18 protein-coding genes are annotated in these 25,896 nt (G+C 34.4%); 10 read left to right on the plus strand and 8 right to left on the minus strand.

Going from position 1 to position 25,896, the window contains the following annotated elements; all coding sequences use genetic code 11:
* The first annotated feature begins 43 nt into the window (after positions 1-43).
* From A6M55_RS03645 to A6M55_RS03665, 5 genes are all read left to right on the plus strand, one after another.
* Complete coding sequence (locus A6M55_RS03645) at positions 44-1,405, plus strand: oligosaccharide flippase family protein (protein ID WP_064196515.1); 1,362 nt, start codon at positions 44-46, stop codon at positions 1,403-1,405.
* Entirely contained in the window at positions 1,402-2,235 is an 834-nt protein-coding gene (locus A6M55_RS03650; protein WP_064196516.1) for a beta-1,6-N-acetylglucosaminyltransferase, read from the plus strand. The genes A6M55_RS03645 and A6M55_RS03650 overlap by 4 nt, the downstream gene beginning before the upstream one ends.
* A 198-nt stretch (positions 2,236-2,433) precedes the next feature.
* Complete coding sequence (locus A6M55_RS03655) at positions 2,434-3,591, plus strand: ATP-grasp domain-containing protein (protein WP_064196517.1); 1,158 nt, start codon at positions 2,434-2,436, stop codon at positions 3,589-3,591.
* Entirely contained in the window at positions 3,588-3,794 is a 207-nt protein-coding gene (locus tag A6M55_RS03660) for a hypothetical protein (RefSeq protein WP_064196518.1), read from the plus strand. Before A6M55_RS03655 ends, A6M55_RS03660 begins: the two co-directional genes overlap by 4 nt.
* Positions 3,795-4,062: 268 nt before the next feature.
* On the plus strand, positions 4,063-5,523 hold the full coding sequence (locus tag A6M55_RS03665) for a phosphoethanolamine transferase (RefSeq protein ID WP_197491653.1): 1,461 nt from the start codon (positions 4,063-4,065) through the stop codon (positions 5,521-5,523).
* Between the two features lie 26 nt (positions 5,524-5,549).
* Here A6M55_RS03665 and A6M55_RS03670 read toward each other — a convergent pair whose 3' ends face one another.
* The 6 genes from A6M55_RS03670 to A6M55_RS03695 form a co-directional block, all read right to left on the minus strand.
* Complete coding sequence (locus A6M55_RS03670; RefSeq protein ID WP_082892915.1) at positions 5,550-9,161, minus strand: PAS domain S-box protein; 3,612 nt, start codon at positions 9,159-9,161, stop codon at positions 5,550-5,552.
* A gap of 73 nt (positions 9,162-9,234) precedes the next feature.
* Entirely contained in the window at positions 9,235-9,849 is a 615-nt protein-coding gene (locus A6M55_RS03675; protein ID WP_064196521.1) for a DapH/DapD/GlmU-related protein, read from the minus strand.
* 1 nt (position 9,850) lies between these two features.
* Complete coding sequence (locus tag A6M55_RS03680; RefSeq protein WP_064196522.1) at positions 9,851-10,705, minus strand: glycosyltransferase family 2 protein; 855 nt, start codon at positions 10,703-10,705, stop codon at positions 9,851-9,853.
* A 39-nt stretch (positions 10,706-10,744) separates the two neighbouring features.
* Positions 10,745-11,953: a glycosyltransferase family 2 protein gene (locus tag A6M55_RS03685; RefSeq protein ID WP_064196523.1), complete on the minus strand. Its 1,209-nt coding sequence runs from the start codon at positions 11,951-11,953 to the stop codon at positions 10,745-10,747.
* A 55-nt stretch (positions 11,954-12,008) separates the two neighbouring features.
* On the minus strand, positions 12,009-13,190 hold the full coding sequence (locus tag A6M55_RS03690; protein WP_064196524.1) for a sugar transferase: 1,182 nt from the start codon (positions 13,188-13,190) through the stop codon (positions 12,009-12,011).
* 14 nt (positions 13,191-13,204) lie between these two features.
* The gene (locus A6M55_RS03695; RefSeq protein ID WP_064196525.1) at positions 13,205-13,591 is read right to left on the minus strand and encodes a response regulator transcription factor; all 387 of its coding nucleotides are present in this window, start codon (positions 13,589-13,591) and stop codon (positions 13,205-13,207) included.
* A gap of 395 nt (positions 13,592-13,986) precedes the next feature.
* Between A6M55_RS03695 and A6M55_RS03700 the strand changes: the two genes are divergently transcribed.
* A complete protein-coding gene (locus tag A6M55_RS03700; protein ID WP_064196526.1) occupies positions 13,987-15,126 on the plus strand; it encodes an FIST signal transduction protein in 1,140 nt (379 codons plus the stop codon).
* A gap of 7 nt (positions 15,127-15,133) precedes the next feature.
* Positions 15,134-16,660, plus strand: coding sequence for a response regulator (locus A6M55_RS03705; protein ID WP_064196527.1), 1,527 nt, complete (start codon positions 15,134-15,136; stop codon positions 16,658-16,660).
* A gap of 71 nt (positions 16,661-16,731) precedes the next feature.
* Here the strand turns inward: A6M55_RS03705 and A6M55_RS03710 are convergent, their stop codons facing one another.
* Complete coding sequence (locus tag A6M55_RS03710; protein ID WP_064196528.1) at positions 16,732-19,578, minus strand: PAS domain S-box protein; 2,847 nt, start codon at positions 19,576-19,578, stop codon at positions 16,732-16,734.
* A 1-nt stretch (position 19,579) separates the two neighbouring features.
* Positions 19,580-20,119: a heme NO-binding domain-containing protein gene (locus A6M55_RS03715; protein WP_064196529.1), complete on the minus strand. Its 540-nt coding sequence runs from the start codon at positions 20,117-20,119 to the stop codon at positions 19,580-19,582.
* A gap of 659 nt (positions 20,120-20,778) precedes the next feature.
* Here A6M55_RS03715 and A6M55_RS03720 point away from each other — a divergent pair.
* The 3 genes from A6M55_RS03720 (at position 20,779) to A6M55_RS03730 (ending at position 25,865) form a co-directional block, all read left to right on the plus strand.
* On the plus strand, positions 20,779-23,040 hold the full coding sequence (locus A6M55_RS03720; protein WP_197491654.1) for an LruC domain-containing protein: 2,262 nt from the start codon (positions 20,779-20,781) through the stop codon (positions 23,038-23,040).
* 249 nt (positions 23,041-23,289) lie between these two features.
* A complete protein-coding gene (locus A6M55_RS03725) occupies positions 23,290-25,041 on the plus strand; it encodes a glycoside hydrolase family 9 protein (protein ID WP_064196531.1) in 1,752 nt (583 codons plus the stop codon).
* Positions 25,042-25,067: 26 nt separating this feature from the next.
* Entirely contained in the window at positions 25,068-25,865 is a 798-nt protein-coding gene (locus A6M55_RS03730; RefSeq protein WP_064196532.1) for a cupin domain-containing protein, read from the plus strand.
* Positions 25,866-25,896 lie beyond the last annotated feature (31 nt).

Here is a 25,896-nt window from a genome sequence, read left to right on the forward strand (position 1 = left end):
TTATGCACTCAGAATTTTTAAAGAAAAAACGTACTTTCCGATTATGATAAAACTCCAGAGTATTCTCCTAAAACTTAAAAATAAGCATTTTCTATCGCTCGTTGGCAATGCTTCGATGTCGGTTTTAGCAATGGTAACTGTTGGTATCTTACTGCGGTTTATGGCTAAAGACGATGTTGGCTATTGGTTCTTTTTTCAATCAGTTTTTGTTTTATTAGATACTTTTAGGACTGGTTTTTTGCAGGTTGCCATGATAAAGTTTTATACTGGTGCCGAAAAAGAGCGAGCAGATGCAGTCTTGGGGTCTGTGTGGTTTCTAAGTTTACTCATTACAGGTATCTTGATAATCATTAACCTTGGGGCGGTTTTCTTCTTACCATCTATTAATAATATCGGAATGGCTAGTGTTATCAAATGGTTTGGTATTACCTTCTTATTTACGCTACCTTCGGCCATCGGTTCTTGGATTCTCCAATCAGACCAGCGTTTCGACAAACTTTTACTGCTACGTATTATCAACCAAGGTACATTTATTTTGATGGTGCTTGGTATAATTATTTTTAAGAAATTAGACCTCGAATTAGTGCTGATTATTAATGCTATTAGCTCTGGATTGGTGAGTTTATACTGTATTTCACAAGGGTGGACTCGAATCCGAACTTTTAGCAAAAGAACCAAAGAAAGTATATTGGAATTATTTCATTTCGGAAAATATAGTGTTGGAACTACCATTAGTACGAATTTACTCCGAAGTTCAGATACATTTATCATCATGTTTGTCTTAGGAACGGCTGGGCCAGCGGCGGTTGCTATGTTTACGATTCCGATGCGTTTGATGGAAATTATCGAAATTCCATTGAGAGCATTTTTATCTACGGGCATGCCATCAATGTCGGAAGCGTTTAATAAAGGAAGAAAAGAAGAAGTAGTGGCCATTATGCAAAAATATGCAGGAACGCTTACACTGGCATTGTTTCCTGTATCAATATTAGCGGTTTTATTGGCCGATGTTGCTATCACGCTTTTGGGCGGAAAGCAATATTCTGGTACACATGCAGTATCGGTTTATCGGATTTTTATGTGCTTTGCAATGTTTTTTCCGATCGATAGATTTTTGGGTGTTACGCTTGACATTATTCATCAACCTAAAATCAATTTCTACAAAGTTTTAGTAATGTTAGCTACCAATATTACTTTCGATTTCGTCGGTATTTATCTTTTTGGCAATATCAATGGCGTAGCTTTAGCCACTTTATTTACATTTTTAGCGGGTGTGTTTTTTGGATATTTCTGGTTAAAAAAATACCTCGACTTTACACTTTGGGGCTTTTTTAGTGTAGGTTTGGATGAACTAAAAATGATGCTTCAACAATTCTTATCTAAAACTAAAGCCACTAACTTATGAAAATTGCTCATCTGATACTAACTCATGCAAATCCGCATCAATTAAGTAGATTGATTGAGCGTTTGACGCATCCCGATGCCGATTTTTATATCCACGTTGATTTGAAAACTGACATTCAACCTTTTCTTTTTTTGAAGTCGGAAAATGTTAGGTTTATTAAAAATAGAGTAAGTGTTTACTGGGGAGCTTATAGTATTGTACAAGCTACCGTCAATAGTTTTGAGGAGATTTTAGTAACTGATAAAAAATATGATTTTGTCAATTTATTGAGTGGTCAGGATTATCCTTTAAAAAGTACTGCGGATATTCACCATTTTTTTGAAAATAATCTCGGAAAAGCATTTATGCACACGCTTTCAGTGGCAAATGAATGGCAAGAAGCAATTCCAAGATTAACAAAATATCACTTGTGTAATTATCATTTTGCTGGAAAACACTTTATTGAAAAATGGCTGAATAAGCTTATGCCTCTAAGAAAAATGCCTAATGATTTAGTGCCAGTGGGGCGTTCTCAGTGGTTTAGCATTTCAGCTAAGCATGCTCAATACATTGTTGATTATTTACAGAAAAATAAGAATGTTAGAAGATTTTTTGAGCTTACTTGGGGAAGCGATGAAATCGTTTTTCAAACAATTCTTTTCAACTCAATTTACCAAAAAGACATGGTGAACGACAATCTCAGATACATTGATTGGTCGGAAGGTAAAGCAAGCCCAAAGACTTTCACGATTGATGACTTGCTTGTTTTACGAGATTCAGGGAAACTTTTTGCTCGTAAGTTTAATGAAAGTGTTGACTTGTTTATTTTAAATGAATTGGATAAATTATAATATTTATTAAATATATTCAATAACCTACTCCTGTTTGTATTATTATTTTAATAATTTCGTCTGATTATTAAATCTACTGCGTTATTCTTTTTGTTTTCATTAAATTTCTTTACTATTTTTAAAGAGTCGTTTTTTCATTATTTGAAAAAACGACTCTTTGTATGTAATATATGCATATTTCATATCAAACTTTAATTTATGAAAAAAGTCTTATTGGCAGCAGTAGTTGACTGGGATTCATTGGGAGAGGTCCCAGCTATCTTTAAGCGTGGAGGTTGTTTGCAGGTTGATGTACTTTGTGAAAAAAACTCTTGGCTTACAAGTAATAGCTTTTATGATAATTGGATCGAAATTGAAAAAGAGACAAGTGCTCTTGTAGAACAAGTCATTCAAATAGTTAAAGATGAAACAAAAAATTATGATAGAGTTTTTTTGTTAGATGATTTAATCATTAAAATTATAAACGAAAATATTGAATCTGAAGAATTAGTAAAAAGAATTTTACCATTAACTAAAATTGAAAACCGTGAAATGCTTTCTTCAAAAGCAGGTTTTTCTAATGTATGCGAAAGAAATGGAATTCTAAGCCCTAAATTTATGGTGTATTCTGAGCAACTTGATTTAGATACCATTGATAGGCGAATGAATTATCCACTACTACTAAAGATGGACTTGAGTTGGAGTGGTGCAGGAATCTACTTCTGTGATGACAAAAAGGCTTTGGTTGAAGGGTTTGAAAAGGTATCAGTTAAAGAAAAATTAGTAATACAAGAATATATTTCTGGTGAAGAAATTGGGGTAGAAGCGTTATTTCATCAAGGTCAATTAGTTGTTTACAACGCTGCAAAAATATTGGATTTCTTTGAAAATAGCTTCAGCTATACAACTCGAAGAGTATATTTTAGGAATCAAGAAATCGAAACTTTACTAAGAACCTTAGCTGAATCACTTGGCTTAAATGGATTTGCAAGTATTTCGTATATTTATGAACCTATTAAAAACAAGTATTTTTTAATTGAAGTAGATGTTAGACTCAATAATTGGATGTCACTGAGCCGATTTACGGGTCATGATTTTTCGGAAGGAATTAGGAAAATTATAAAAGCTGGTGATAAACCTATTGAAATAGAGCCTGAGAATCAGAAAGATTTGAAAAAAGAAGTAGAAATAGCTCTTTTCTACCGAGATTTAAGGCGATGCTGGAAGAAAAAAGATATTAGAGGTCTCCTGCGGTGGTTATTCAATTATAAAGGATATTGGAGATTTATTCCTTTATATGATAGGAAAATACTAAAAAAAATGTACACTGAGGTAAAAAGGGATTTTAAAAAGTTAGATGTAATTCATAACAAGTGAAGTTAATTACATTTGACTCAATTTACCAAAAAGACATGGTGAACGATAATCTCAGATACATTGATTGGTCGGAAGGAAAAGCAAGCCCAAAGACTTTCACGATTGATGACTTGCTTGTTTTACAATATTCAGGGAAACTTTTTGATCGTAAATTTAATGAAACTATTGATGCAGCTATTTTGGATGAATTAGATAAAGAATAGTTGTGCATTTTTAATAGTTTTTGGTTATTTTTATAAGATAATAAAGTTTTTCATTATCCCACAAAGAATAGCCATGTTTTTTCGTAATTTCTTTACAAATTTTAGTACACCTTCAATTTATTATTTTTACTTTGCAATTTCACTAATCGCTGTGTGTGATTTTGTTTTTTTCTTTAAATCTGAGCAATATGGATTGGGGATATTCGGTGTATTGGCCTGCACAGGATTATTTCTCTTACCAGTTTTTTTATTTACTAAAAACATACGCTTGTATCTTATTCTATTATCACCAATTTTTATTCTTATTCCATTCAATTTAGGTTCTATCATCCATTTTGGTGTTCCAATCAATGATGCCTCAATTCTTCTAATTCTCAATACAAATATTAATGAAGCAAAGGAATTAGTTGGAGGATATGTGTTTCGTATGTTGGGTGTTGTCGTATCTTATTTGGTTGGATTAATCTTTATTTTTAAAAGAATACCAAATGTAATCCCTCTCCGAATAGGCTATTTTACCTCGTTTATTTCATTGATTGTATTATTGTTATTGCCCATATTTGATACAGGAACAAAAAATTATTTAGCTAATTTGAGGTCAAGGTTTTACACGGTTTTTCCTACTTCGCTTTTGTATGCTGCTAAAATGACTTATCGTCAGTATCAATTAGTTAATTCTACCAAAGAAGAGCGAGTAAATTTTAAATTCAATGCTAAACAAATTGTAAATATTGAGGGAAAACAAGTTTATGTGTTAGTTATGGGAGAAAGTTCTCGATACGACCATTGGGGAATTAACGGGTATGAAAAAAATACTTCCCCGCTACTCTCAAAACGAGAAAATCTGATTTCTTTTAATAATGTAATGGCTGGTGGATTTATTACAGAATATGCTATACCGTTATTATTGACAGGAGTTGGTGCTGATAATTATGATAAACATTATCAACAAAAAAGTATCGTAAGTGTATTTAAAGAAGCAGGATTTTCTACTTATTGGCTTACAAACCAAGTAGATGAGGGGCATATTAAAATCCATTTGCAAGAGGCCGACAAACAGTATCTTAATATTTCTGATTTCAGGGCTACTAAGCATGTCCATAGAGATATGGAATTAGTGGAGACCTTTAAGAAGATATTGTCAGAGCCTGGCGATAAGAAATTCATTGTTTTACACACCATCGGAAGTCATTATGACTATAGCGTAAGGTATCCCGACAAGTTTGATGTACTGAAACCGAGTAATAAAACCATATTTTCTAAGTCAGCAGATAAAAATTTTAAGAACGTCTTGGTTAATAGTTATGACAATAGCATTATATACACTGATGCAGTGGTCGATAAGGTAATAAGTTTAGTATCAAGTCAGAATGCTCATTCTTTTGTAACATATTTGTCTGACCATGGCGAAAATCTATTTGATGATGGCAGAGGTTTATCTCAACACGCTTATCCTGTTCCATCAAAGTATATTACTCATATACCTTATTTTGTTTGGTATTCACCATTATTAGAGAAAGCCTTTCCCAATAAAATTACTAATTTGAAATCACACATTAACGCTAAGATTTCTACAGAGAATATCATTCATACAATTACAAGCATGAGTGGAATTCAATATTTGAAACAAGACTCCACAAAAAATGTAACAAGTATATACTTTAAAGATAATCAGCAAAGAATATTGGGTGCTAATCGAAAAGTATATAATGCTGCGGACTTAAAATAATATAAAATGGCACTTGCAATGCCATTTTAATTTTCTTTAAGTAGGTCAATTATATTGACAACTTCTTTCTTAAATGAAACAAACTCGTCAATTAATTCATGATTCACATTTTCAATTTTTGCACCTTTTTCGATTTGCTCTAAATATTCAACTTCATTGGCCAATCGAAACATTGACAGTGAGGATTTCATATCGTGTGCAATTCTTTTGATGTCTGGATACGTTTTTTCTTCAATTGCCTTTTCGAGTAAACTTAAATCGGTTGGCACTTTATTGATAAATATTTGAACCATTTCTTTTTTGAAGTCATTATTATCTGCCCCACCTGCTGAATCTAAATAAGAAAAATCAATACTTTTTTTATCGGTTATTTCTGATGGTAATTCCTGATAATCAATAGAAACTTCAATTTGTTTTTTATTGATGTTTTCAATTACTGAATGTATTTTATTTAATAAATCTTGCTGTTTGAATGGTTTTGCAACGTAGGCATTCATTCCAATATCAAAGCACTTTTGCTGCTCACCAATTAATGAATGGGCAGTCATGGCGATGATCGGGATGTCCATTTTTAAGTCTTGTCGAATATAAATAGTGGTTTGATACCCGTCTTTTACAGGCATTTGAAGATCCATTAAAATTAGGTCATATTTGTTTTTCAACAATAAATTTATACCTTCTTCACCATTGACCGCAATATCTAAATCGAAACCAAATTTATGAATGACATTTCTGGCTAAGCGTTGATTTAATTCATTGTCTTCGCAAAGTAAAATAGATAACTTGCCAAACGGTTTTTGATTAGTACTACTTTCTATAATAGTATCTATGACTGAAGATTCAACCTTTTGGAATGTTAAAGAAAAATAAAACTCTGAACCTCGACCCAATTTACTTTTGACCTGAATTTGACCATTTTGTAGTTCAACCAATTGTTTTACAATGTTTAACCCCAAGCCTGTACCTCCAAATTTTCGAGTTGTACTGATTTCGGCCTGAGTGAATCTTTCAAAAACTGTCACAAGTTTATCTTCTGCAATTCCAATGCCTGTATCTTTTACCGAAAACTTAATGGTAACGCTATCTTGTGTTTCTGCAACTTTCTTTACCGAAATTGTTACTTCACCTTCTTCTGTAAACTTTACAGCATTCCCTGCCAGGTTCATCATTATCTGATTGATACGCCCTTTGTCTCCTACAACAAATTCAGGCATTTCAGCATCTAATAATAGACTAAAATCAAGGTTGTTTTTTGCAGCTTTTACTTTCAGTAAATCATAAATGTGTTTTAAAGTACTTCTTATATTGAACGGATAAGATTCTATTACTAATTGACCCGATTCTATTTTTGATAAATCTAAAATATCATTAATGATAAGTAATAGGTTATCGCCCGCAATCTGAATATTATTGACAAATTCCTGTTGTGTTGCGTCAAGATTGCTTTGAGTGATAAGTTCAGTAAAACCAATGATGGCATTTAATGGAGTACGAATTTCGTGACTCATATTAGCCAAAAAGCTATCTTTGGCATAAACGGCTTGTTCAGCAAGGTTTTTGGCATTGATTAAGTCTAACTCGGCTTGCTTTTTGATGGTATAGTCTTCTGCTACACCCAAATAACCCAATACTTTATTTTCTGTATTTTTTATGCAGGTAACACTCAACCAAACAGGAATCCGTTTGCCTGATTTAGATACGTAAGTCCATTCGTTCGCATCTGCATTATTATCACCTCTCGTTTTTATCACAAAAACATCAAAGCCAGGTTTTACTTCTTCGCCCAATTCTAAGGTCAAATCTTCAGCTCGTTTTAATATTTCGGCTGGTTCATGGAAAACCGCAGGAGTCATTTTATTGATGACTTCGTCGGCGGTGTATTCTATTAAATCCAGTCCTGCTTTATTAATTCTTTTGATTATTCCATTGGCATCAGTAAAAATTACAGCATAGCCAACCCCATTGAAAATGGCATTTTGAGATGCCATTAGATTGGCAATATTGAGGTCTTTTCGTTTTTTCTCTGTTATATCCGACTCAATTGCTATGTAATTGATCAGTTCGTGATTATCATTAAAAACTGGACTTATACTAATTTCGAGCCAATATCTTTTACCTGCTTTATTTCTGTTCTTTATTTCACCCTTAAATGATGTTTGATTATTTAAGGCTTCTCTAATTTGTAAAACAGTATTTTGATCGGTTTCGTCGTACTGAAGTAGTCCTCCTGGTTTTTTGCCAATAACTTCCTCTAAAGTATAGCCCGTCAAGGTAACGAATGGCTCATTTACCCACTCGATTCTTTTATCTTTATCGGTGATAATGATGATATTATCTGTGCCTTTGGCGACGAGCGATAGACGTTTATTTTCTTCGTTTATTTTCTTACTTAATGTAATATCTCGGGCAATGGCATATAATAAATTGGTTTCTCGGTCAGGCGAAGCATTCCAGCTTAATAATTTATAACCTCCATTTTTGCGTTTAAAGCGAACTTCAAAGTTGATTGTATTAATGCCTTGTGCTAATTTGGAAATTTCGTTTTGAGTTGCATTAACGTCATCATCATGGACAAAGTGAAGAAATGGCATTGAGGTTAATTCTTCTTCTGAATAGCCCAATTCTCTAATGAATGTTGGACTTATAGTCTCGAAATAGCCAGCAGTGTTGGCAACGCACAGATAATCTTGCGATAAATTAAAAAACTGATGTAGTTTGTTTTCAGAAATTTTTTGTTTGGAAATATTTCGGTTGATTGCGACATATCTGAGTGGCTTACCATTTTCATCCAAAAATGGCACAATGGTAGTCTCAGCCCAATAAGATGTTCCATCTTTTGCTCTATTTTTAACTTCTTTTTTCCAGACGAGTCCAGCAGTAACTGTCTGCCATAGATCAGCAAAAAAATCTTTTGAATGATAACCCGAATTTAAAATTCTGTTATTCTGACCGATTAATTCTTCTCTTGAATATTTTGAAATACTGCATGTTGCATCATTCACAAAATTTATAATACCATTTGGGTCAGTAATAACAACACTTGAAGTCAAGTCTAAGGCAGATTTATAACTATTTAGCTCCAGTGTTATGATTTCTAAGGCCTTTTGTGATAATTTTTCAACTTCGTTCTTTAATTCAAGATTTACTTTTCTCAGTTCTAATTGAGCTATTACATTTTTTGCGAGGGTTGTGAGAGCTTTTTTCTGGTTATTATCTAATTTTTTAGGTTTATCATCAATAACACATAGAGAGCCAAGGTTAAAACCATCAGGTGTGGTGATTGGGGCTCCAGCATAAAATCGAATATTAGGATTGCCAGTGACGAGTGGGTTATCTCTAAATTTTTCGTCTTCAAGAGCATTTTGAACTTCAAATATTTCATCGCCCATGATGGCATACTGACAAAATGAAATTTCTCTTGCTGTTTCAGGTATGTCAAGCCCTATTCGAGATTTAAACCATTGTCTTTTATCGTCGAGTAGTGTAATTAATGCAATTGGAGTTTGACAAATAAAAGAGGCTAACTGGGTGATATTATCAAAATCTTCCTCAGACAAGGTGTCTAAGACATTATAATTTAACAATGCTTCGAGTCTTTCTTTTTCATTTGAAGGTATTGGTTTGTCTTCTTTTTTCATCTTGGAAAGCATGATAATAAAACTAAAATTGAAACAGCTTTTTTGACCATAAAAACTTATATAAAGCTGATTTTTAGATTGAAATCCAAGCTTTACTTTCAAAGTCATACTGTTTTATGACTCTCGCAGGGTTTCCCACTGCTACACTGAAAGGCGGAATACTTTTAGTAACAACTGCCCCTCCAGCTACTACACTGTGTTTCCCGACAGTGACTCCGGCCGTAATTACTGCATTTGCTCCAATCCAGCAATCATCTTCGATAGTGATGTTTGCAACTGTTTCTCCTTGCAAATAAATCGGAACTTCTATATTGGTATAATTATGATTCAGCCCACTCATGACTATGTTTTGAGCCAAAATTACGTTGTTGCCAATGGTAACAGGCCCAATTATTACATTACCGATACCAATTCTTGAGTTATTGCCAATATTTACTGGCCCAACCCCATTATTTATTGTTGCAAAATCCTCAACCGTACTATAATCACCTATATTGAAAGGTTGAAAGGGTAAAACATCCATACGAGTCCTTCGGCAAATACTTGTTCCTTTGCCTTTTTTATGAAAAAATGGATTTATAAACCATTTCACCCATACCCTCGGACGAGCTTGATGCTTTGGAATTAAGCACCAATGCACAAACTGTTTCAGTTTTGGATTTGATTTGATGGTTGAAATAATTGACATATTATTGCTTGAAAAGGTATTTTTTAATTCGTAATGTCAAAGCACTTTTTAATCCCCCATCCAACTGGATTCGACGGTCGCTTGTCCATACTCTGCCATCACTGGCCATGATAGCCTTGTTTTTACCACCTGCTTGTTGTAGTCTTAGTGCCATCATCCCATCTTCGGTGGCATTTTGTTCAGCAACACCTGCCGCTCCCCTAAAAGTTCTTTGAGTTTCGATTTCATAACCATTAACTTCAATTCCTTTTTGGCGTAGAAAGCCACAGTTAAAACCCAGCGTGTTTAAAAATGGTTGTGTTTTTTCTTTTCTCTTGATAATAAAACTACTCAAAAACTCATAGAAAGCATATTGCCAACGAGGTGTGCTATCGCTTGGTAAAAATGAATAACTCCCATGTACACAGTAAACCTGCTCGTCATTGAGCATTCCATCGGTCATTGCGGTTATCCAGCCAGCAGGATAAAGTGTATCACTATCGCCTGTCAGAATATATTTTCCTTTGGCATTATGTAAGCCACAAGTACGGGCATGACCAACACCCTGCTTTGTTTCAAGTATTGTGCTGACTCCGAGAGACTTTAATAGTGAACTTGTGCCATCAGTTGAATTGTTATCAATCACAAGTAATTCTACTGGATATTTTGTATTAGTATTTGCCAATGAATGTAAAGTGTGCAAAATGCCTAATTCTTCATTCCAAGCTGGAATAACCACACTTACTAAAGGATTTTCGGATGAAAATTTTGTGAGTTTTTGCTTCAAATCTTCAATTTCGGAGGCCGAATATTGCTTTATATTAAGTGGCTTTTGAAGTATATTTTGTACCCAATCAGGTATGAAAAAATTAATCATTGGTCATTCATTTAGAATTGCATATAGTCGTATTACACATTAAGCTGCTCTCTTAGCTTTTTCCCAAATACCAGATGTCAGTCCATTTCGGTATCTGAAATAGCCTTTTATCGCACAATAATTCATAAATGAGAAATAAAATGGCACAAATAATGCTTTTATTCTTATCTTCTTATTTTCAAGATAATAACCAATAATTGCCATCAGATAAAACGCAATTTGAGCCAACATTATGAATTGATAAGTCGGTTGTTTGATTAGGTTTGTATCTTCAAAATACAAAATGAAATTAAGTAAGAATATCAAAGGTAAGCAAAAAGGGGCAACAGCCCATCGCATAGCTCTGTGCGAAACATATTGAAATGAAAGCAATCCAAATCGGAAGATATTCCATAAGTAGTCTAAACGAGCAATTGACTGAAAACCACCTGCTGCAATTCTGATTTTACGCTTCATCTCTTCTTGAATCGAAAATGATGGTCGTTCGCTTGCGTACGCATTGGGTTCGTAAATAACGCGATAACCACTGGCCGCTATGCGAAGCGAAACGATGAAATCATCAAGCAAAGTATCTTTTTCGACTTCTCCGAATAAATGTGTTCGGACTGCAAAAAGCTCGCCCGCAGCACCCACAACCGAATATAGTTCGGTGTCTAATTTTTTTAGAAATGATTCATATTTCCAATATAGACCTTCGCCAGCACCCGCTGCTGCTTCACTGCCTTCGGTTTCGATTCGTTTTTCGCCTGCAACTGCTCCAACAACTGGGTCTTGGAAATGTCTTACAATATTTCTTATAACTTGATTGTTAAGGTTGGTATTTGCATCCGTAAAAATTACAATAGGGGTGTTGATTGTTTTGATGGCAATGTTCATTGCTTCAATTTTTCCTCGACGAGTATCTCCACCAATCATGCGTAGGTTAGAGTAATTAACTTTTAGAGAATCGATATATTCTGAAGTGCCATCGTTTGAACCTTCTGTAACAAACAAAACTTCCATTAAATCGGCTGGATAATCTAAGCTAAAAGTATTTTTTACTTTAGCTTCAATGCAACTCATTTCGTTGTATGCAGGAACTACTAATGTAACTTTAGGAAGAAAAGTTGAGTCATTGTATTTTTTAAATTCTTTTCCAAGAATCTTTCTGGTTTTTACCAAAATCCAAGCAATAATACCATAACCTACATATGTATATGCAACTAAACCGATGCAAAACCAAAATAATATTTCGAGAAAAAGAGCCATGTTTTTATTGATAATTGATAATGTTGAATTATCAATGTAGTTTTTAGTTGGTTATTTACACGTTTTCTGATTGTAATAAGGCTGGGAAAGTCATGAAGAAAATTTTCATATCAAATTTGAAAGAAAAGTTTCTTGCATATTCAATGTCAAGTTCGATGCGTTCTTCTTCCGTCATTTCCTTTTTACCTTTTCCTCGTTTGGTTACCTGCCAAAGCCCAGTAAGACCGCCTGGTCCAGCAAATCTCTCGATATATTTATCGGTTGTTAGTTTTTCAGCTTCATACAATGGCAAAGGTCGATTCCCAATGAGTGACATATCACCCATAAATATATTGAATAATTGTGGTAACTCGTCGATGCTACTATTGCGTAAAAAACCACCCAATTTTGTAATACGAGGGTCATTTTGGAATTTCATGAAGGCGACCTTTTCTTTTTTCTGAGCTAAATAAGATTTTTCACAGACAACCTCGCCGTCTAAGTACATTTTTTGCTGACATATTCCAAATGAAGCACACGCATCACAAAGACCATCGATTTGTTTTTGGGTAGTTTCCTTGGTGTACATATTGAGCGAACCCATGTTCTTTATCATGGTGTCAGCATCGGTTCTCATCGTTCTGAACTTGTAAATTTCAAAGATTTTATAGCCCGCACCCACCCGTCGAGATTTATAAACAATCGGCCCTTTTGAGTCGAGTTTTATTAAAATAGCGACAATAATTAATAGGGGAGATAGAAGTAACAAAGCTAAGCCAGTCGAAGTAACATCAATGAAACGTTTCCAAAAAGGAATTTTTACCTCTAAAAAGTTGGCTTTTGTTTGTTGAACAGATTGATAATGACGGCGTTTGATAAAATATTCCAAGCGAGTTATCAAATCGCCACTACTAAAATCTTTTGAAAATAAATCGTCACCTTTCTTTTCCAAAACCTCTTTAGTTAGTCCTGGAGTAATTTGGTCGCTGGTAATGATAACAGGAAGTGTACAAGTCCAACTTGAATGTCTAACTGTTTCCAAAAACTTTAACCCACCCATATTTCTGCTGATAATTACAGCATCGGGCGGATAGGTGTTTTTGATAAACTCTAAACATTCTTCAGCACTTTCAATGACTTTAATGCTGAGTCTCGTGCCGAATTTCTTCAAGAAACTCACTACGGCTAAGTCGTCATTTTCAACTAAAATAACTTTAATCGGGAAAGATTCTACCTCGTTTTGGTCGATGTTATTCATAATGGTTATATAAATTATTGAGGCTTAACTCTTCTTAAAATTGCTTTAATTTTGGCATGAACCTCCATTGGATTGAAGGGTTTCAACATAAAATCATCAGCACCTAAGTTTAAACATTCGATTCTTTCTTTACTTTCATCAGTTCCCGAAAGAATGATAATTGGTAAATTGCTGTAAAGATTACTTGCCCGAATAACCCTAATTAATTCTTTTCCATTAAGATTTGGCATATTAAGGTCGGCAATAATAAAATCGGTGTCGTTTCCCGACTCCAACCAGCCCATGCCTTCCATTCCATCATTTTTTACTGTTACCTCAAACTCTTTGTTAAGGAAATGCTCAAGTACTTTTCGAGTACTCGGCTCATCATCGATTATTAGAAGCTTTATTTTATTAGTCATTATTTCGTTGGTAAGTGTTTGGTTTTTGGGTAATTATCATCTAAATGTAGTAAATTTTAATTATTATTTAGGTTAATTTATGGAACTACTTTTTACTGATATTTTGCAAATATTTGCAGCAAAAATATTGCCAAACGGCTATTTTTCTGCGTTTTTAATTTAAACTGAATCTTAAAGGCGATAATTGATTAAAATATGGCACAAAATACACTAAATGTGCATTTATTGACATAATATTCATTAAATTGGCTTATAAATTGCTTATAAATCACAAAGATTGTTATTGGCAAATATGACTTTCTTCATGGATTAAAAAAAATAACTTAACATTTTTTACTAATCAGTTAATCGTATAAATATTATTTTTAAATTGCAAACCTAATAAACCAGACTTTATGAAAATTCAGCAAAGGGCTTTTGAAAATGGTCATTGGAGTGTTATTTCTGAAACTGAAAACTTCAATCCGTTAAATGTCCAACTTGTATTAGCTTTTGGTGAGCGAAAATGTTTAGAGGCAACTCAGCCTTACCAATTTATAAAAGATTTATATCCTTCTGCCGAAATTGTAATTAACTCTACTTCGGGTGAAATTTACAATGATTCAGTATATAGCGGAACGATCATTGCAACTGCCATTGAATTTGATAAGACCACTGTTCGCACAGTCAAGGTTGAAATTGAAAACTATTTGCAAAGTGCAATATCCGGTGAAAAAATTGCTGATGCTCTCATGAGCGATGATTTGGCTACAATCTTAGTTATTTCAGATGGTGGACAAGTGAATGGCAGTGCTTTGATTGCAGCATTGAATGAAAAAACAGAAAATAAAATACCAATTTCTGGCGGTTTGGCAGGTGATGAAGCTCGATTTGAAAAAACATTGGTCGGACTCAATGAAAACCCTAAGCAAGGTGTAATTGTAGGTATAGGTTTGTATGCAAAAGACCTAAAAGTAGGTCATGGAACTCTTGGAGGTTGGGACGGTTTTGGTCCAGAAAGAGAAGTAACAGCATCAGAATATAATGTTTTGTATCAAATTGGTGATAAGGCAGCTCTTGATATTTATAAAGAGTATTTAGGAAAATATGCTGACGAGCTCCCTGGTGCAGCATTACTGTTTCCATTGTCAATGCGTATAACCGAAGATGATGAACCAGTTGTCAGAACGATTCTTTCAATTGATGAAGTGAATAAAAGTATGACTTTTGCGGGAGATATGCCTAAAGGAGCTTTAGTAAGATTCATGAAGGCTAATCTCGACCGATTAATTGATGCTTCTGGAACAGCGGCACAAAGTTCGTTAGAACCATTCGGAGGTTCTCCTGAATTAGCCCTTTTGGTAAGTTGTGTAGGAAGGAAGTTGGTTTTAGGGCAACGCACAGAAGAAGAAGTAGAAGCTGCTCGTGAGATTTTTGGCGATAATACAATTATGACTGGCTTTTATTCGTATGGCGAAATTTCATCTCAAAATGGCAATGTTCGCTGTGAATTACACAATCAAACCATGACTATTACTACTCTTTCTGAAAAATAACTGTTGTATGACCAATACCAATTTTCATCGTTTACTAACTAAACAAATATCAAAGCACCTTACCGAAGATTGTTTGAAACACGAAGGTTTTCAAAACTTTGTAAAAGCTGTTAATGAGTCGTATATTAACTTTGAGAGAGATAAAGAATTATTTGAACATTCTTCTCAACTCAATGAAAAAGAATATGCAGAAATAAATATTAAACTCAAAAAAGAAATAAAGCAAAGACGTCTATCAGTTGAAAAATTAGTTGAGGCTATTCATTCACTGGAAGTTAAAGAAGGATTTGAGTCTAAAACTTTAGATTCAAATAACTTACTTAGTTTAGTCGATTTCTTGCAGGTTCAGATTGAGAATCGTAAAATAATGGAGGCCGAATTACGTAAATCCAAAGAAGCCGCCGAACACGCCACTCAAGCTAAATCGGAGTTTTTATCGATGATGAGTCACGAAATTCGCACGCCTTTGAATGCAATTGTAGGCTTGACTTATCTGATGCAACAGGAAGAAATGAGCGAAACAATGTCTGAGAATCTTAGAATTTTGCAGTTTTCTACCGATAATCTTCATGTTTTGATTAATGATATTTTAGATTTTAGTAAAATTGAGGCTGGAAAAGTTGAATTAGAAAGAATCTCCTTCGATTTTAAACAACTTATTTCAAATATCAAGAAAGCAAATCAAGTTAAAGCCGAAGAAAAAGGCAATAAAATTAGGTTGATGATTGATGATGATGTGCCTGATATTCTCATCGGAGATTCGTTACGTTTAGGTCAAATTATCTCAAACTTAGTATCAAATGCCGTTAAATTTACAAGAAATGGCAGTATTACTGTCGAACTTTCATGCATTAGTAAAATAGATAATTTTGTTACGATGGAAGTTTCGGTTGCAGATACTGGAATCGGTATTGCTTTAGAAAAACAAGCAATGATTTTTGAAAAATTTACTCAAGAAAACTCAGCAACTACTCGACAATTTGGAGGAACTGGTTTAGGATTAGTAATTACTAAAAAACTTTTAGAGCTTCATGGTAGTGAAATTCAGCTTGAAAGTGAAGCTGGCAAAGGAGCTAAGTTTTTCTTTAGAATTTCGCTCGAAATTGGTTCAGAATTAAAAAATAAATCTTCAGAAGGGGCAAATGATTTACTCAATGAAGATACCCTCAAAGGTGTAAGAATACTATTGGTAGAAGATTATCCAATCAATATAAAGGTAGCAACTAAGTTTTTGGAAAGATGGCAAATCGAGGTAGAAATAGCCGAAAATGGCTTAATAGCCACCGAAAAATATGAAAAGAAAAGATATGATTTAATTTTGATGGACATTCAGATGCCTGTGATGGATGGATACACTGCAGCTGAGAAAATCAGAGCGATGGATGCCGAAATTCCAATTATCGCCCTTACTGCTTCTGCAACATTTACCAATCAAGATCGAGCTTTTTTAGTTGGTATGAACGATTATGTTACAAAACCTTTTAATCCTAAAGAGTTATATCAGAAAATAGCAAAATATAGCTTTAGGGCATAGGCAATAATCACCGCCTATTTTCTGTACTGTAAGATTTCTGACGGAGGTTCTTTCTAAGAAAGAACCTCCGTTTATTTTGTTAAAGCTTCTAATTCCTCTTTTAATACAGGTAAAATTTGCTCAAGATTTACCCTAAATTCGCTCCATATACTTTTTAGGGTATCTATGTTTTTACTGGTATTAGATATTTTTTCAATATAATTCATTTGTTCTTCAAGTTTGCTTAGTCCAACCATACCCAAAGCAGGTTTGAGCTTGTGTGCATGAACTCCCAAACCATGCCAGTCTTGTAGCTCAATTAGCTGTTCAAATTGCTGAAAGTCAGGTAGTACATCATTTATAAAAGCCTGAAACATATCAGCAGCATATTCTTTGTCAGTACCATAAAGATTAGTGAGTCTTTCTTTGTCAAGCAAAGCATTGAAAGTGTGTTCAGTAGGTCTTATTGATGCTTTTGAAACCTTTAGATAAGACTGAATCGTATTCAATAAAACATTTGGAGCAAATGGTTTCGTAATGAAATCATTCATACCAACCGAAAGTGCTTTACTCTTTTGGTCGAGCATTGCCGAGGCAGTTAATGCAATAATAGGAGTTTTCTGATTATGGTTTACTGTATTTCTAATCGTTATTGTTGCTTCGTAGCCATCCGTGTTTGGCATCTGAATATCCATCAGAATGATGTCAAAGGCCTGCTTTTGGGCTTGTTCGATGGCTTTTTTGCCGTCTGAGGCAATAGTAAAATCAATTTTCCATTTACTGAGTAGGCTACTGATGTATTTTTGATTCATCATATTATCTTCAGCAACCAGTATCTTACAACCTTCAACATTGTTTGGAGCAAGTTGAATCTCGTGGGAATTTACAACAACTTCGGTATCAGATTTCTGAAAAGGTAGCACAAATGTAAATGTTGTACCTTCACCTTCCTCACTTTTTACTGATATTGTACCACCTTGCAATTCAATTAATTGCTTTGTAATGGCCAAGCCTAAACCAGTACCTTTATGCTTGTGCCCTTGTGCATTTACTTGCTTGAACTTTTGAAAAATCAACTCTAATTTTTCTTCTGGAATACCACTTCCAGTGTCGGCAATTTTAAATTCAATCCAAGTTATTTCGTCTTCTTGCTTTTTTATTTTTGCTGTTATATCAATTGACCCTTCTTCTGTGAATTTTTCTGAATTTCCGATAAGATTTAATAAAATCTGATTCATTATTAAGTCATCTCCAATGTAATTGCCCGAAATTCGAGCATCAATCATTAGATTTAACTCAATAGGGCGACCTTCGAGTTTAATTTGAAATACACGTTGATTGGTTCGGAGCAAACCTACCAAATCAAAAGGTTGTTTTTGTACTTCAATGCGACCAGCTTCTATTTTTGCCATATCGAGTAAGTCAGAAATGAGGCCGAGTAGAAAATCAGCCGAGGTTTTAAGAATGTCTAAATATTCGTACTGTTGTTTATTTGGGCGAGTATCAAATAACAAATGAGTCATACCAATAATGGCATTGAGGGGTGTACGAATCTCATGACTCATATTTGCTAAAAATTGTTTTTCAGCTTGTCGGGCATCTTCTGCAATTTGTTTGGCATGTTCAAGCTCTTGTTCGAGCTGTTTTCGCTCAGTAATATCATAATGGATACCCAACGAACCAACAACTTGTCCATCTTCATCCATAATTGGAGCACCACTTACAATTGCCCAGAGGCGACTTCCATCTTTTTTGATTAATTGTAATTCATACGAAGAAGCATAGCCTTTGCTTCGTTTTTGTTGTTGAGCATCAATAACGTCATTGAACTCTTTGGGTAAAAAGAATTCAGCGGCGTTTTGGTTCACTAATTCTTCTTCAGCATATCCAATCATTTTACAAAAGCGGTCATAAGCACGAATAATTTTTTGGTCATTATCTACTTCAAGCAAGCCCAATTCCATGTTATTCATAATTCCACGGTATTTTTCTTCACTTTTACGGATAAGTTCTTGTGAGTGATGTTGCTCTGTGATATCTGCATATTCCCATAGATGTCCCCTGTAATGGCCTTCTAAAAAAATTGGTATATAGTCACGTTGCAAAATTCGACCATCAGCCATTGTGATGTTTTCTTCAACGGTTATTTGTTTACGTTTTAAGATTTCATCTATTCGTTGAACAAACTGTTCTGGATCACTAAATAGATTTTTAGATTGCTCAGCTGATTGTGAGCAGTCCATTCCTACCAAAGCTTCCGGTTCAGCAGGGATACCGAAAATTTCACAAAACAATTGATTAACAAGAATGATTCTACGGTTTTCATCTTCTACTAACACTCCTTTTTGTAGATTTGTTATCAGCGTAGAGAGGCGTGTTTGGGTGGTTCGGAGCGAGTCTTCGGCATTTTTTCGGTCAGTTACGTCTCGAGCAACCGCAACCATTTCTGTTATTTGGTTGTCAACTTCAATTAATCTGACGGTTTGTCCAATCCAGACGGTTGTTCCGTTTTTTGCTTTTACAGGAAACTCATTGTATGTGCTTTCTTGTTTTTGTTGCAACATTCCTCTGTAAAACATCACTAAATTTTCGCGATACTCGGGTAATACGAGTTCTGTAAAATGCAAACCAATGATTTCGCTTTCTGAGAAACCCAAACGTTGTTTAACAACAGGATTAACGAATGTGAAAAAGCCTTCTGGTGATATTTTATAGATTATATCTTGTACTGACTCGATGAGGTCTTGATAACGTTTTTCGGTTTGTTGTAACTCCGCAACCCCCTTTTTAATCTGAATTTCAAGGTTTTCGTTTAAGTCACGTAGTTGCCTATTAGCTTCGTAGAGTTCCAAAGCTTTTGCTTCCAGAATCTCTTCTGCTTGTTTACGAGCCTTTTGCTCTCGTTCAATTCGACGTCTTAGTATTTCGTTTTCTTCCATTTTACTGTTTCACAATCACAAATTTCACTAAACTTCCATCATGGTTGATTACCTCTTGTGAAATACTGGCATTTTCTCCGAAATGCTCTAAGCAGGCTTCGATGAGACCGAAAGCTAAGTCAGACATCTTACGGGTAGAATGATAATCCATTACAAGGGTATTCGGTTGGGGATGCTCTATTTCAAAATGAGGTAATTCTGCATCTGGATAAAGCTTTCTAACTTCAACATGAATATAATTATGAATTGACTTTAAGAATGTGAAGGCATCAGGTGCGTTTTCAATAAAATGTGAGTAGCTTTTGCTAAAAATTTTGAATAAATACCCTCCAAAAACTTTTAATAAATCTGGAATCGGAATGGAGGTTTCTTGACTAAGGCTGACTACTAAACTTACCATTTCTGTGTGACTGTAGGTGCCGACTGCGGTATAAACGCCTCCTGATGGTAATTTTGTGTTGGTAAGTAGTTTGTCAACCATTGTATAGTCAAACTTTTGTTCGACCATCTCAAAAAACTCAGTAAAAATTATACCTTTCATAGATTATTTATAGGAAATTGTAAGTAAAATTGTCAAGTTACATGAATTTTAGCTCAAAAAGAGTAGTTCATTTAGCTCAATTTGTATGCTTATAATTCAGAAAGAATTGATGACAATATTTTTGTTATCACAAGAACCGAGCCATTTATATTAAAAATATAGTAATTTTTATAAAGTGCTATATTTTTCTGTGTTTAAGCAATGAAAATTGCCCTTTTACATCAAATTTGTATTTTTTTTGATAATATTTTTCTTGACATCTTACACTTTTTGTTACTTATATTTATTAGCTATTCTCCTGACTTTTTACTCTAAAAGTGCATTGATTTTATACTTTTAATCCAGTTTTTAATAGTAACTGCCACAGACTCTATAATGTTTATAAAGGAATCGTGCAATTTATGCCTAAGATAGTACAAATTAAATCGCTGTACAATCAAATTAGTAAAGAATAGGATTTTGATGGATTTTTGTAAAAGCTTATTGTTTTACATTTCGGGGAATGACTCCCAAGATGAATACTTTGCATAAAGCAAAAAAAGATATGTATCCTTTTAATAAAATAAGTTATTTTTTCCTTTTTTATGACCCAAATTGGAATATTTTTTGCTTGTAAAACAGAGTATCTTAATCATCACATATTAATTAAAAATAGTATTATGAGTATTTATCCATTCACAATTGTTTTTAAACAAAAGAGTTCTCGTCGATTGCTATTTGGTTTAGGACTTTTCACATGTCTTACTGGCTGTTTTAAAGTAGATGCTCCTAAGGAAATAGAAGTAGCTGCACCAAAATTATTTCCATCAGGGGTTTCAATTCCATCAGATTTTAAATGGTCTTCAGTTAAAAAAATGGATGTTAAGGTATCTGTTGATGATAAATTCGGTGGTCAGTATTTTTATCGTGTCGAATTGTATGATAGAGACCCAATGCTTGGTGCAAAAGCCAATCTTTTAGGTGCTGGAATGGCAAAAAAAGGGCAGGATTTTGTTGGTAAAATTGTAATACCAACTTTTTTGCAATACATCTATGTTAAGAAGATTTCTCCTGCCAAGATTCCTTCAACTTCAATGGTTGCTGTATCAAACTTGACCTCATTAGTTGTCTCACAGAATGGTACTACAAATGAACTACGAGATGGTAGTGCGGGCGGAGCTTCTTCATCTGATTTTTCACAATTCAGCAAATTTTCACCTTCTTATGATGCAAAGGTTTATAATGTAGTTGTACCTACTGATGCTATTCCTGTTAGTGGTAGTGAAATAGTTACGGTGGAATCTAACAAATCTTATGTCATCAAATCAGGAACTACATTTACTGGACAAATCAATGCAAATAATGGCACAAGTAATGCGAAAATTTATATTGATGGAAATTGGACAAATAAAAGCTACACCTTGAATATGGGTAGTAACAATGCCATTTTTATTACTACCGCAGGGTCAATCAATCTAACTGGTGTAACTCAAAACACCAAAGGCTCTTTCACGAACTATGGAACAGCAGTGTTTTCAGTTTTTGAGACAACAAACGAAGCTTTATACACAAATTATGGTACATTAACTGCTGATAAAGCTACCTTTTCAAATGGTAGTTTTACAAACTTAGGTACTACTAAATTTGAAACTTTGACCAGTACTACCGCCTCTACAAAGATTCGTAATGAAGGAAGCTTGACTGTAACTACGGCCTCTCTTACAAATGCGACTTTGGAAGTTGTATGTCTTACAAAATTAGGTAAACTATCTACCACCAATGCAATTGTGAATATCTTTGACAAAACTCTATTAAGTATTGATGATTTAGATGCTGGTGGAACTCGATTTAATTTGGCCGCATCTGCTATATTGCAGGTTTTAGGTACAGCCAAATTTAATAGTAATAGAAATTATTTAAGCGGACCTGAAACTGGCAGGGCATTAGCTAAATTAAAAAAAGTAGATGTCTTAAACCAGTTCCAAGCAATTACCTATTCGGGGAATTTGGAAATAGCCTGTTCTGATCATACTGCTAACAGTGAATGGAATACTTTCTATATTGTAAATTCTCCAGCAACTATAGTACCTTATGAGAAATCAACCGTGGAAATTGCTGGTACAACCTGTAATGCTGGAGGAAATAATGACCAAAGTGGTGGTACAATTCCAAGTGACCAGACTGTGACAGAGATTAATCTTGGAACATTTTCATATGCTTTTGAAGATAATTGGCCAGAGCTTGGTGATTATGATATGAATGATATTGTTGTGGATATGAATTTAATCAAGATACAAAACTCAACAAATAAAATAACAAAGATAATATTGAAAGGAAAACTGACTTCAGTAGGAGCTTCGAAGCGTGCATCTATTGCAGTACAATTGGATGGTATATCTGCAAAAAATATAAAATCAGTTACATATTCACGCTCAAACTTAGTAGGATCAGTTTTAAAATTGGGTTCTAATGGCGTGGAGACCGATCAAACATATGCGGTAGTAACTCTTGTTGACGATGCACATAAAGCTTTTGGTGTCGCTGATACACCTAATATCTCTACACAGAATGGTAGCTATAATCCTGTTGAAGTAATGGCCACTGTTGAGTTTTCTACGCCTTTGGACAATTTCACTTTTCAGGAATTAAATATGTTTATTGTTAATTCCAGCCAGAATAATAGTGGGAGAGGGGAAGTTCATTTGGTTGGATATGCTTCGACAGACAAAATAGACAATGCGTTGATCGAAAGTGTGAAAGGTAGTAAACTTTCAGCCACTGACCCATTCAAATCGGTAAATAATGAGCCATGGGGGTTGAGTGTTCCTGTCTCATTTGTTTATCCATTAGAATCAAAGAATATTAAAAGTGTATATCCTAAGTTTGAAAGTTGGGCCTTGAGTGGAGGAGCTAAGGATACAAATTGGTATTTAGAGAGATAGTAAGCAGTCATCAAATCTGCTTATAGTTAGTGTTTTAAAATGAAATTTATGGAGATTGATGAATTAAGTTTCATCAATCTTTTTTTTGTACTACATCTCCATTATAGCCAATTTTATTTTGCAAGCATTAATTGTTGATGATAAGGGAAATTATTTTTTATTTCGGCAGTTTGAATAGAGAAATTTGAAAATTCTCATTTTTTTATTAATTTTAAGTAAATAGGTAATAGTTCCGAAAATCAATATTCAATGAAAATATTCAACGCTATAACATTAATATTCACATTCTTTGTGGTTTCCATTTCGTTGAGCAAAGCTCAAAATTCCAATATTCGCCTCAATCAAATTGGTTTTTATCCAAATGCTCAAAAAATAGCAGTTTGGGTAGGTGATAAGCAAGACGCATTTTTTATTTTAGATGAAAATAAAAGAGATACTGTCCTAAAAGGCAAACTTTCAGCCCAAAGAGTAAATGCTATTTCGCAAAAAACAACTCAAATTGCTGATTTTTCTGAGATTAAAAAAGTTGGAAAATATGTGGTGGCTATTCCTAATGTTGGCGTTTCTTATGCTTTTGAAATCAAGTCAAACATTCATCGTGAAGCGGCTATTGCTTCATTGAAAGCCTTTTATTATCAAAGAGTTTCAACTGAATTACCTGAGAAATTCGCAGGGAAATGGCACCGAAAAGCAGGGCATCCAGATGATAAAGTGTTGATTCATGCTTCGGCAGCAACAGCTCAACGCCCTGAAGGAATGCTCATTTCTTCCCCAAGAGGTTGGTACGATGCAGGCGATTATAATAAATATATTGTAAATTCTGGCATCACAATGGCTACTTTACTTTCGCTTTATGAAGATTATCCTGATTTTTTCAAGACTTTTGAAGCTAATATTCCAGAAAGTGGTAATAAAATACCTGATTTATTGGATGAAACTCTGTGGAATTTACGTTGGATGCTGACCATGCAAGACCCTAACGATGGTGGTGTATATCATAAATTGACAAATCCTTCATTTGATGGAATGGTCATGCCCGATGCAGCTACAAAACCTCGTTATGTCATTCAAAAAAATACGATTGCGACATTAGATTTTGCGGCGGTGATGGCACAAGCAAGTCGAATTTTACGAACTTATAGAAAAGAACTTCCAGGTTTGGCAGATTCTTGTCTGAATGCCTCGGTGAAGGCTTGGAATTGGGCAAAAGAAAATCCAAAAATGATGTATCGTCAGAATGAAATGAATAAAACTTTTGACCCTGATGTAGTGACAGGTGGCTATGAAGATCGCAGCGATACAGACGAATGGATTTGGGCAGCAACTGAGCTATATATTACAACAAAAGACGATAATTACTATAAAGCGGTTAATCTTTATCCAGAAAGACCTTTGCCTTTACCAACTTGGAATCAGGTTCAACTTTTAGCTTATTATTCACTTCTAAGAAATGAGAAAAAACTAACATCGATTGCCCAAAAAGATATTTCAAACTTAAAACAAAAACTCACAACTTTTGCCGATGAATTATTGCTGGGCGTTGAAAATCAGGCGTTTAATACCGTAATGGGTAAAACAGCTAAAGATTATATGTGGGGAAGTAGCTCACATGCAGCCAATCAAGGAATTGCACTTTTACAAGTTTATCGCATCAATTCAGATAAAAAATATCTTATAGGAGCATTGAGTAATTTGGATTATCTTTTGGGTAGAAATGCTACTGGTTATTCATTTTTAACTGGTTTTGGTAGCAAACAAGTGATGTTTCCTCATCATCGCCCTTCGGAGGCTGATGGCATCAAAGAACCAGTTCCTGGCTTGCTTTCGGGTGGTCCGAATCCTGGCCAACAAGATAAATGTGAAGGTTATACAACAAAAATTGCTGATGAATCATTTTTGGATGTAACTTGCTCATATTCAACCAACGAAATTGCCATTAATTGGAATGCCCCGATGGTATATTTGGCTGCTGCAATTGAAGTTTTGCAGAAGAAGTTTTAATTTTTACGCTATTCAACCTAATTCTTATGAAAAATCTTGAAGTTTTATTGATTGTTATGTTTTTGGTTCAGAGTGTGGTGTATTCACAAAGCAAACTCATCGAATCGAAGGTTTATAAGTGGGATGATTTGGTGGTTGCAAAAAGACCACAAGGTGAGGCTCGACAAATTTTAGAGGGAACAACACCACATTTTAAACTTTGTAAAGTTCACGCATCAACACTTTTGCCAAAAGGTCGAATGCGACCAGAAGCCTACAGACAAGAAAATGAAGAATTAATCATTGTGAAAGAGGGTGAATTGACCGTAACCATCGAAGGAAAAACAAAGGTGTTGAAAGCAGGCGGTATTGCCTTAATTATGTCAGGCGATTTGCGTGAAAATGTCAATATGAGCGATAAAATTACGACTTATTACGTGTTTCAATTTAATTCAGTTGAGCCAGTTGATATTGAAAGAGGAAAGAAGGCAGGCGGTTCTTTACTGCTTAATTGGGACGAAATCGCTTTCAAACCTCATGACAAAGGTGGAAGACGTGATTTTTTCAATCGCCCGACAAGTATGTGCAAACGATTTGAAATGCATGTTACTACACTTAATGAAGGATTAATGAGCCACGATGCACATCAACATAAACCTGCCGAGATTATCTTTTTGATAAATAGCCAAGCGAACGAAAAAGACAGTAAAGCTCAAGAAACTATCAACGGTGTTTGGCAAGATGCTAAAGTTGGAGATATTATATTTTTACAGTCAAACGATTTACACGGAATAAAAAACGTTGGTAAAGATACTTGTACCTATTTCGCATTCCAGTTTGAATAAAGTTTTAATTTAAAAGATAAAAACGTTTTAG

The organism is Emticicia sp. MM (assembly GCF_001649495.1).

Bases quoted from the DNA above. Each gene is read 5' to 3' on its own strand.
- A6M55_RS03650 (WP_064196516.1), top strand. From the start codon at position 1,402: ATGAAAATTGCTCATCTGATACTAACTCATGCAAATCCGCATCAATTA.
- A6M55_RS03645 (WP_064196515.1), top strand. From the start codon at position 44: ATGATAAAACTCCAGAGTATTCTCCTAAAACTTAAAAATAAGCATTTT.
- A6M55_RS03685 (WP_064196523.1), bottom strand. From the start codon at position 11,953: ATGGCTCTTTTTCTCGAAATATTATTTTGGTTTTGCATCGGTTTAGTT.
- A6M55_RS03715 (WP_064196529.1), bottom strand. From the start codon at position 20,119: ATGAAAGGTATAATTTTTACTGAGTTTTTTGAGATGGTCGAACAAAAG.
- A6M55_RS03730 (WP_064196532.1), top strand. From the start codon at position 25,068: ATGAAAAATCTTGAAGTTTTATTGATTGTTATGTTTTTGGTTCAGAGT.
- A6M55_RS03655 (WP_064196517.1), top strand. From the start codon at position 2,434: ATGAAAAAAGTCTTATTGGCAGCAGTAGTTGACTGGGATTCATTGGGA.
- A6M55_RS03705 (WP_064196527.1), top strand. From the start codon at position 15,134: ATGACCAATACCAATTTTCATCGTTTACTAACTAAACAAATATCAAAG.
- A6M55_RS03675 (WP_064196521.1), bottom strand. From the start codon at position 9,849: ATGTCAATTATTTCAACCATCAAATCAAATCCAAAACTGAAACAGTTT.
- A6M55_RS03700 (WP_064196526.1), top strand. From the start codon at position 13,987: ATGAAAATTCAGCAAAGGGCTTTTGAAAATGGTCATTGGAGTGTTATT.
- A6M55_RS03690 (WP_064196524.1), bottom strand. From the start codon at position 13,190: ATGAATAACATCGACCAAAACGAGGTAGAATCTTTCCCGATTAAAGTT.
- A6M55_RS03710 (WP_064196528.1), bottom strand. From the start codon at position 19,578: ATGGAAGAAAACGAAATACTAAGACGTCGAATTGAACGAGAGCAAAAG.
- A6M55_RS03670 (WP_082892915.1), bottom strand. From the start codon at position 9,161: ATGAAAAAAGAAGACAAACCAATACCTTCAAATGAAAAAGAAAGACTC.
- A6M55_RS03695 (WP_064196525.1), bottom strand. From the start codon at position 13,591: ATGACTAATAAAATAAAGCTTCTAATAATCGATGATGAGCCGAGTACT.
- A6M55_RS03725 (WP_064196531.1), top strand. From the start codon at position 23,290: ATGAAAATATTCAACGCTATAACATTAATATTCACATTCTTTGTGGTT.
- A6M55_RS03680 (WP_064196522.1), bottom strand. From the start codon at position 10,705: ATGATTAATTTTTTCATACCTGATTGGGTACAAAATATACTTCAAAAG.
- A6M55_RS03720 (WP_197491654.1), top strand. From the start codon at position 20,779: ATGAGTATTTATCCATTCACAATTGTTTTTAAACAAAAGAGTTCTCGT.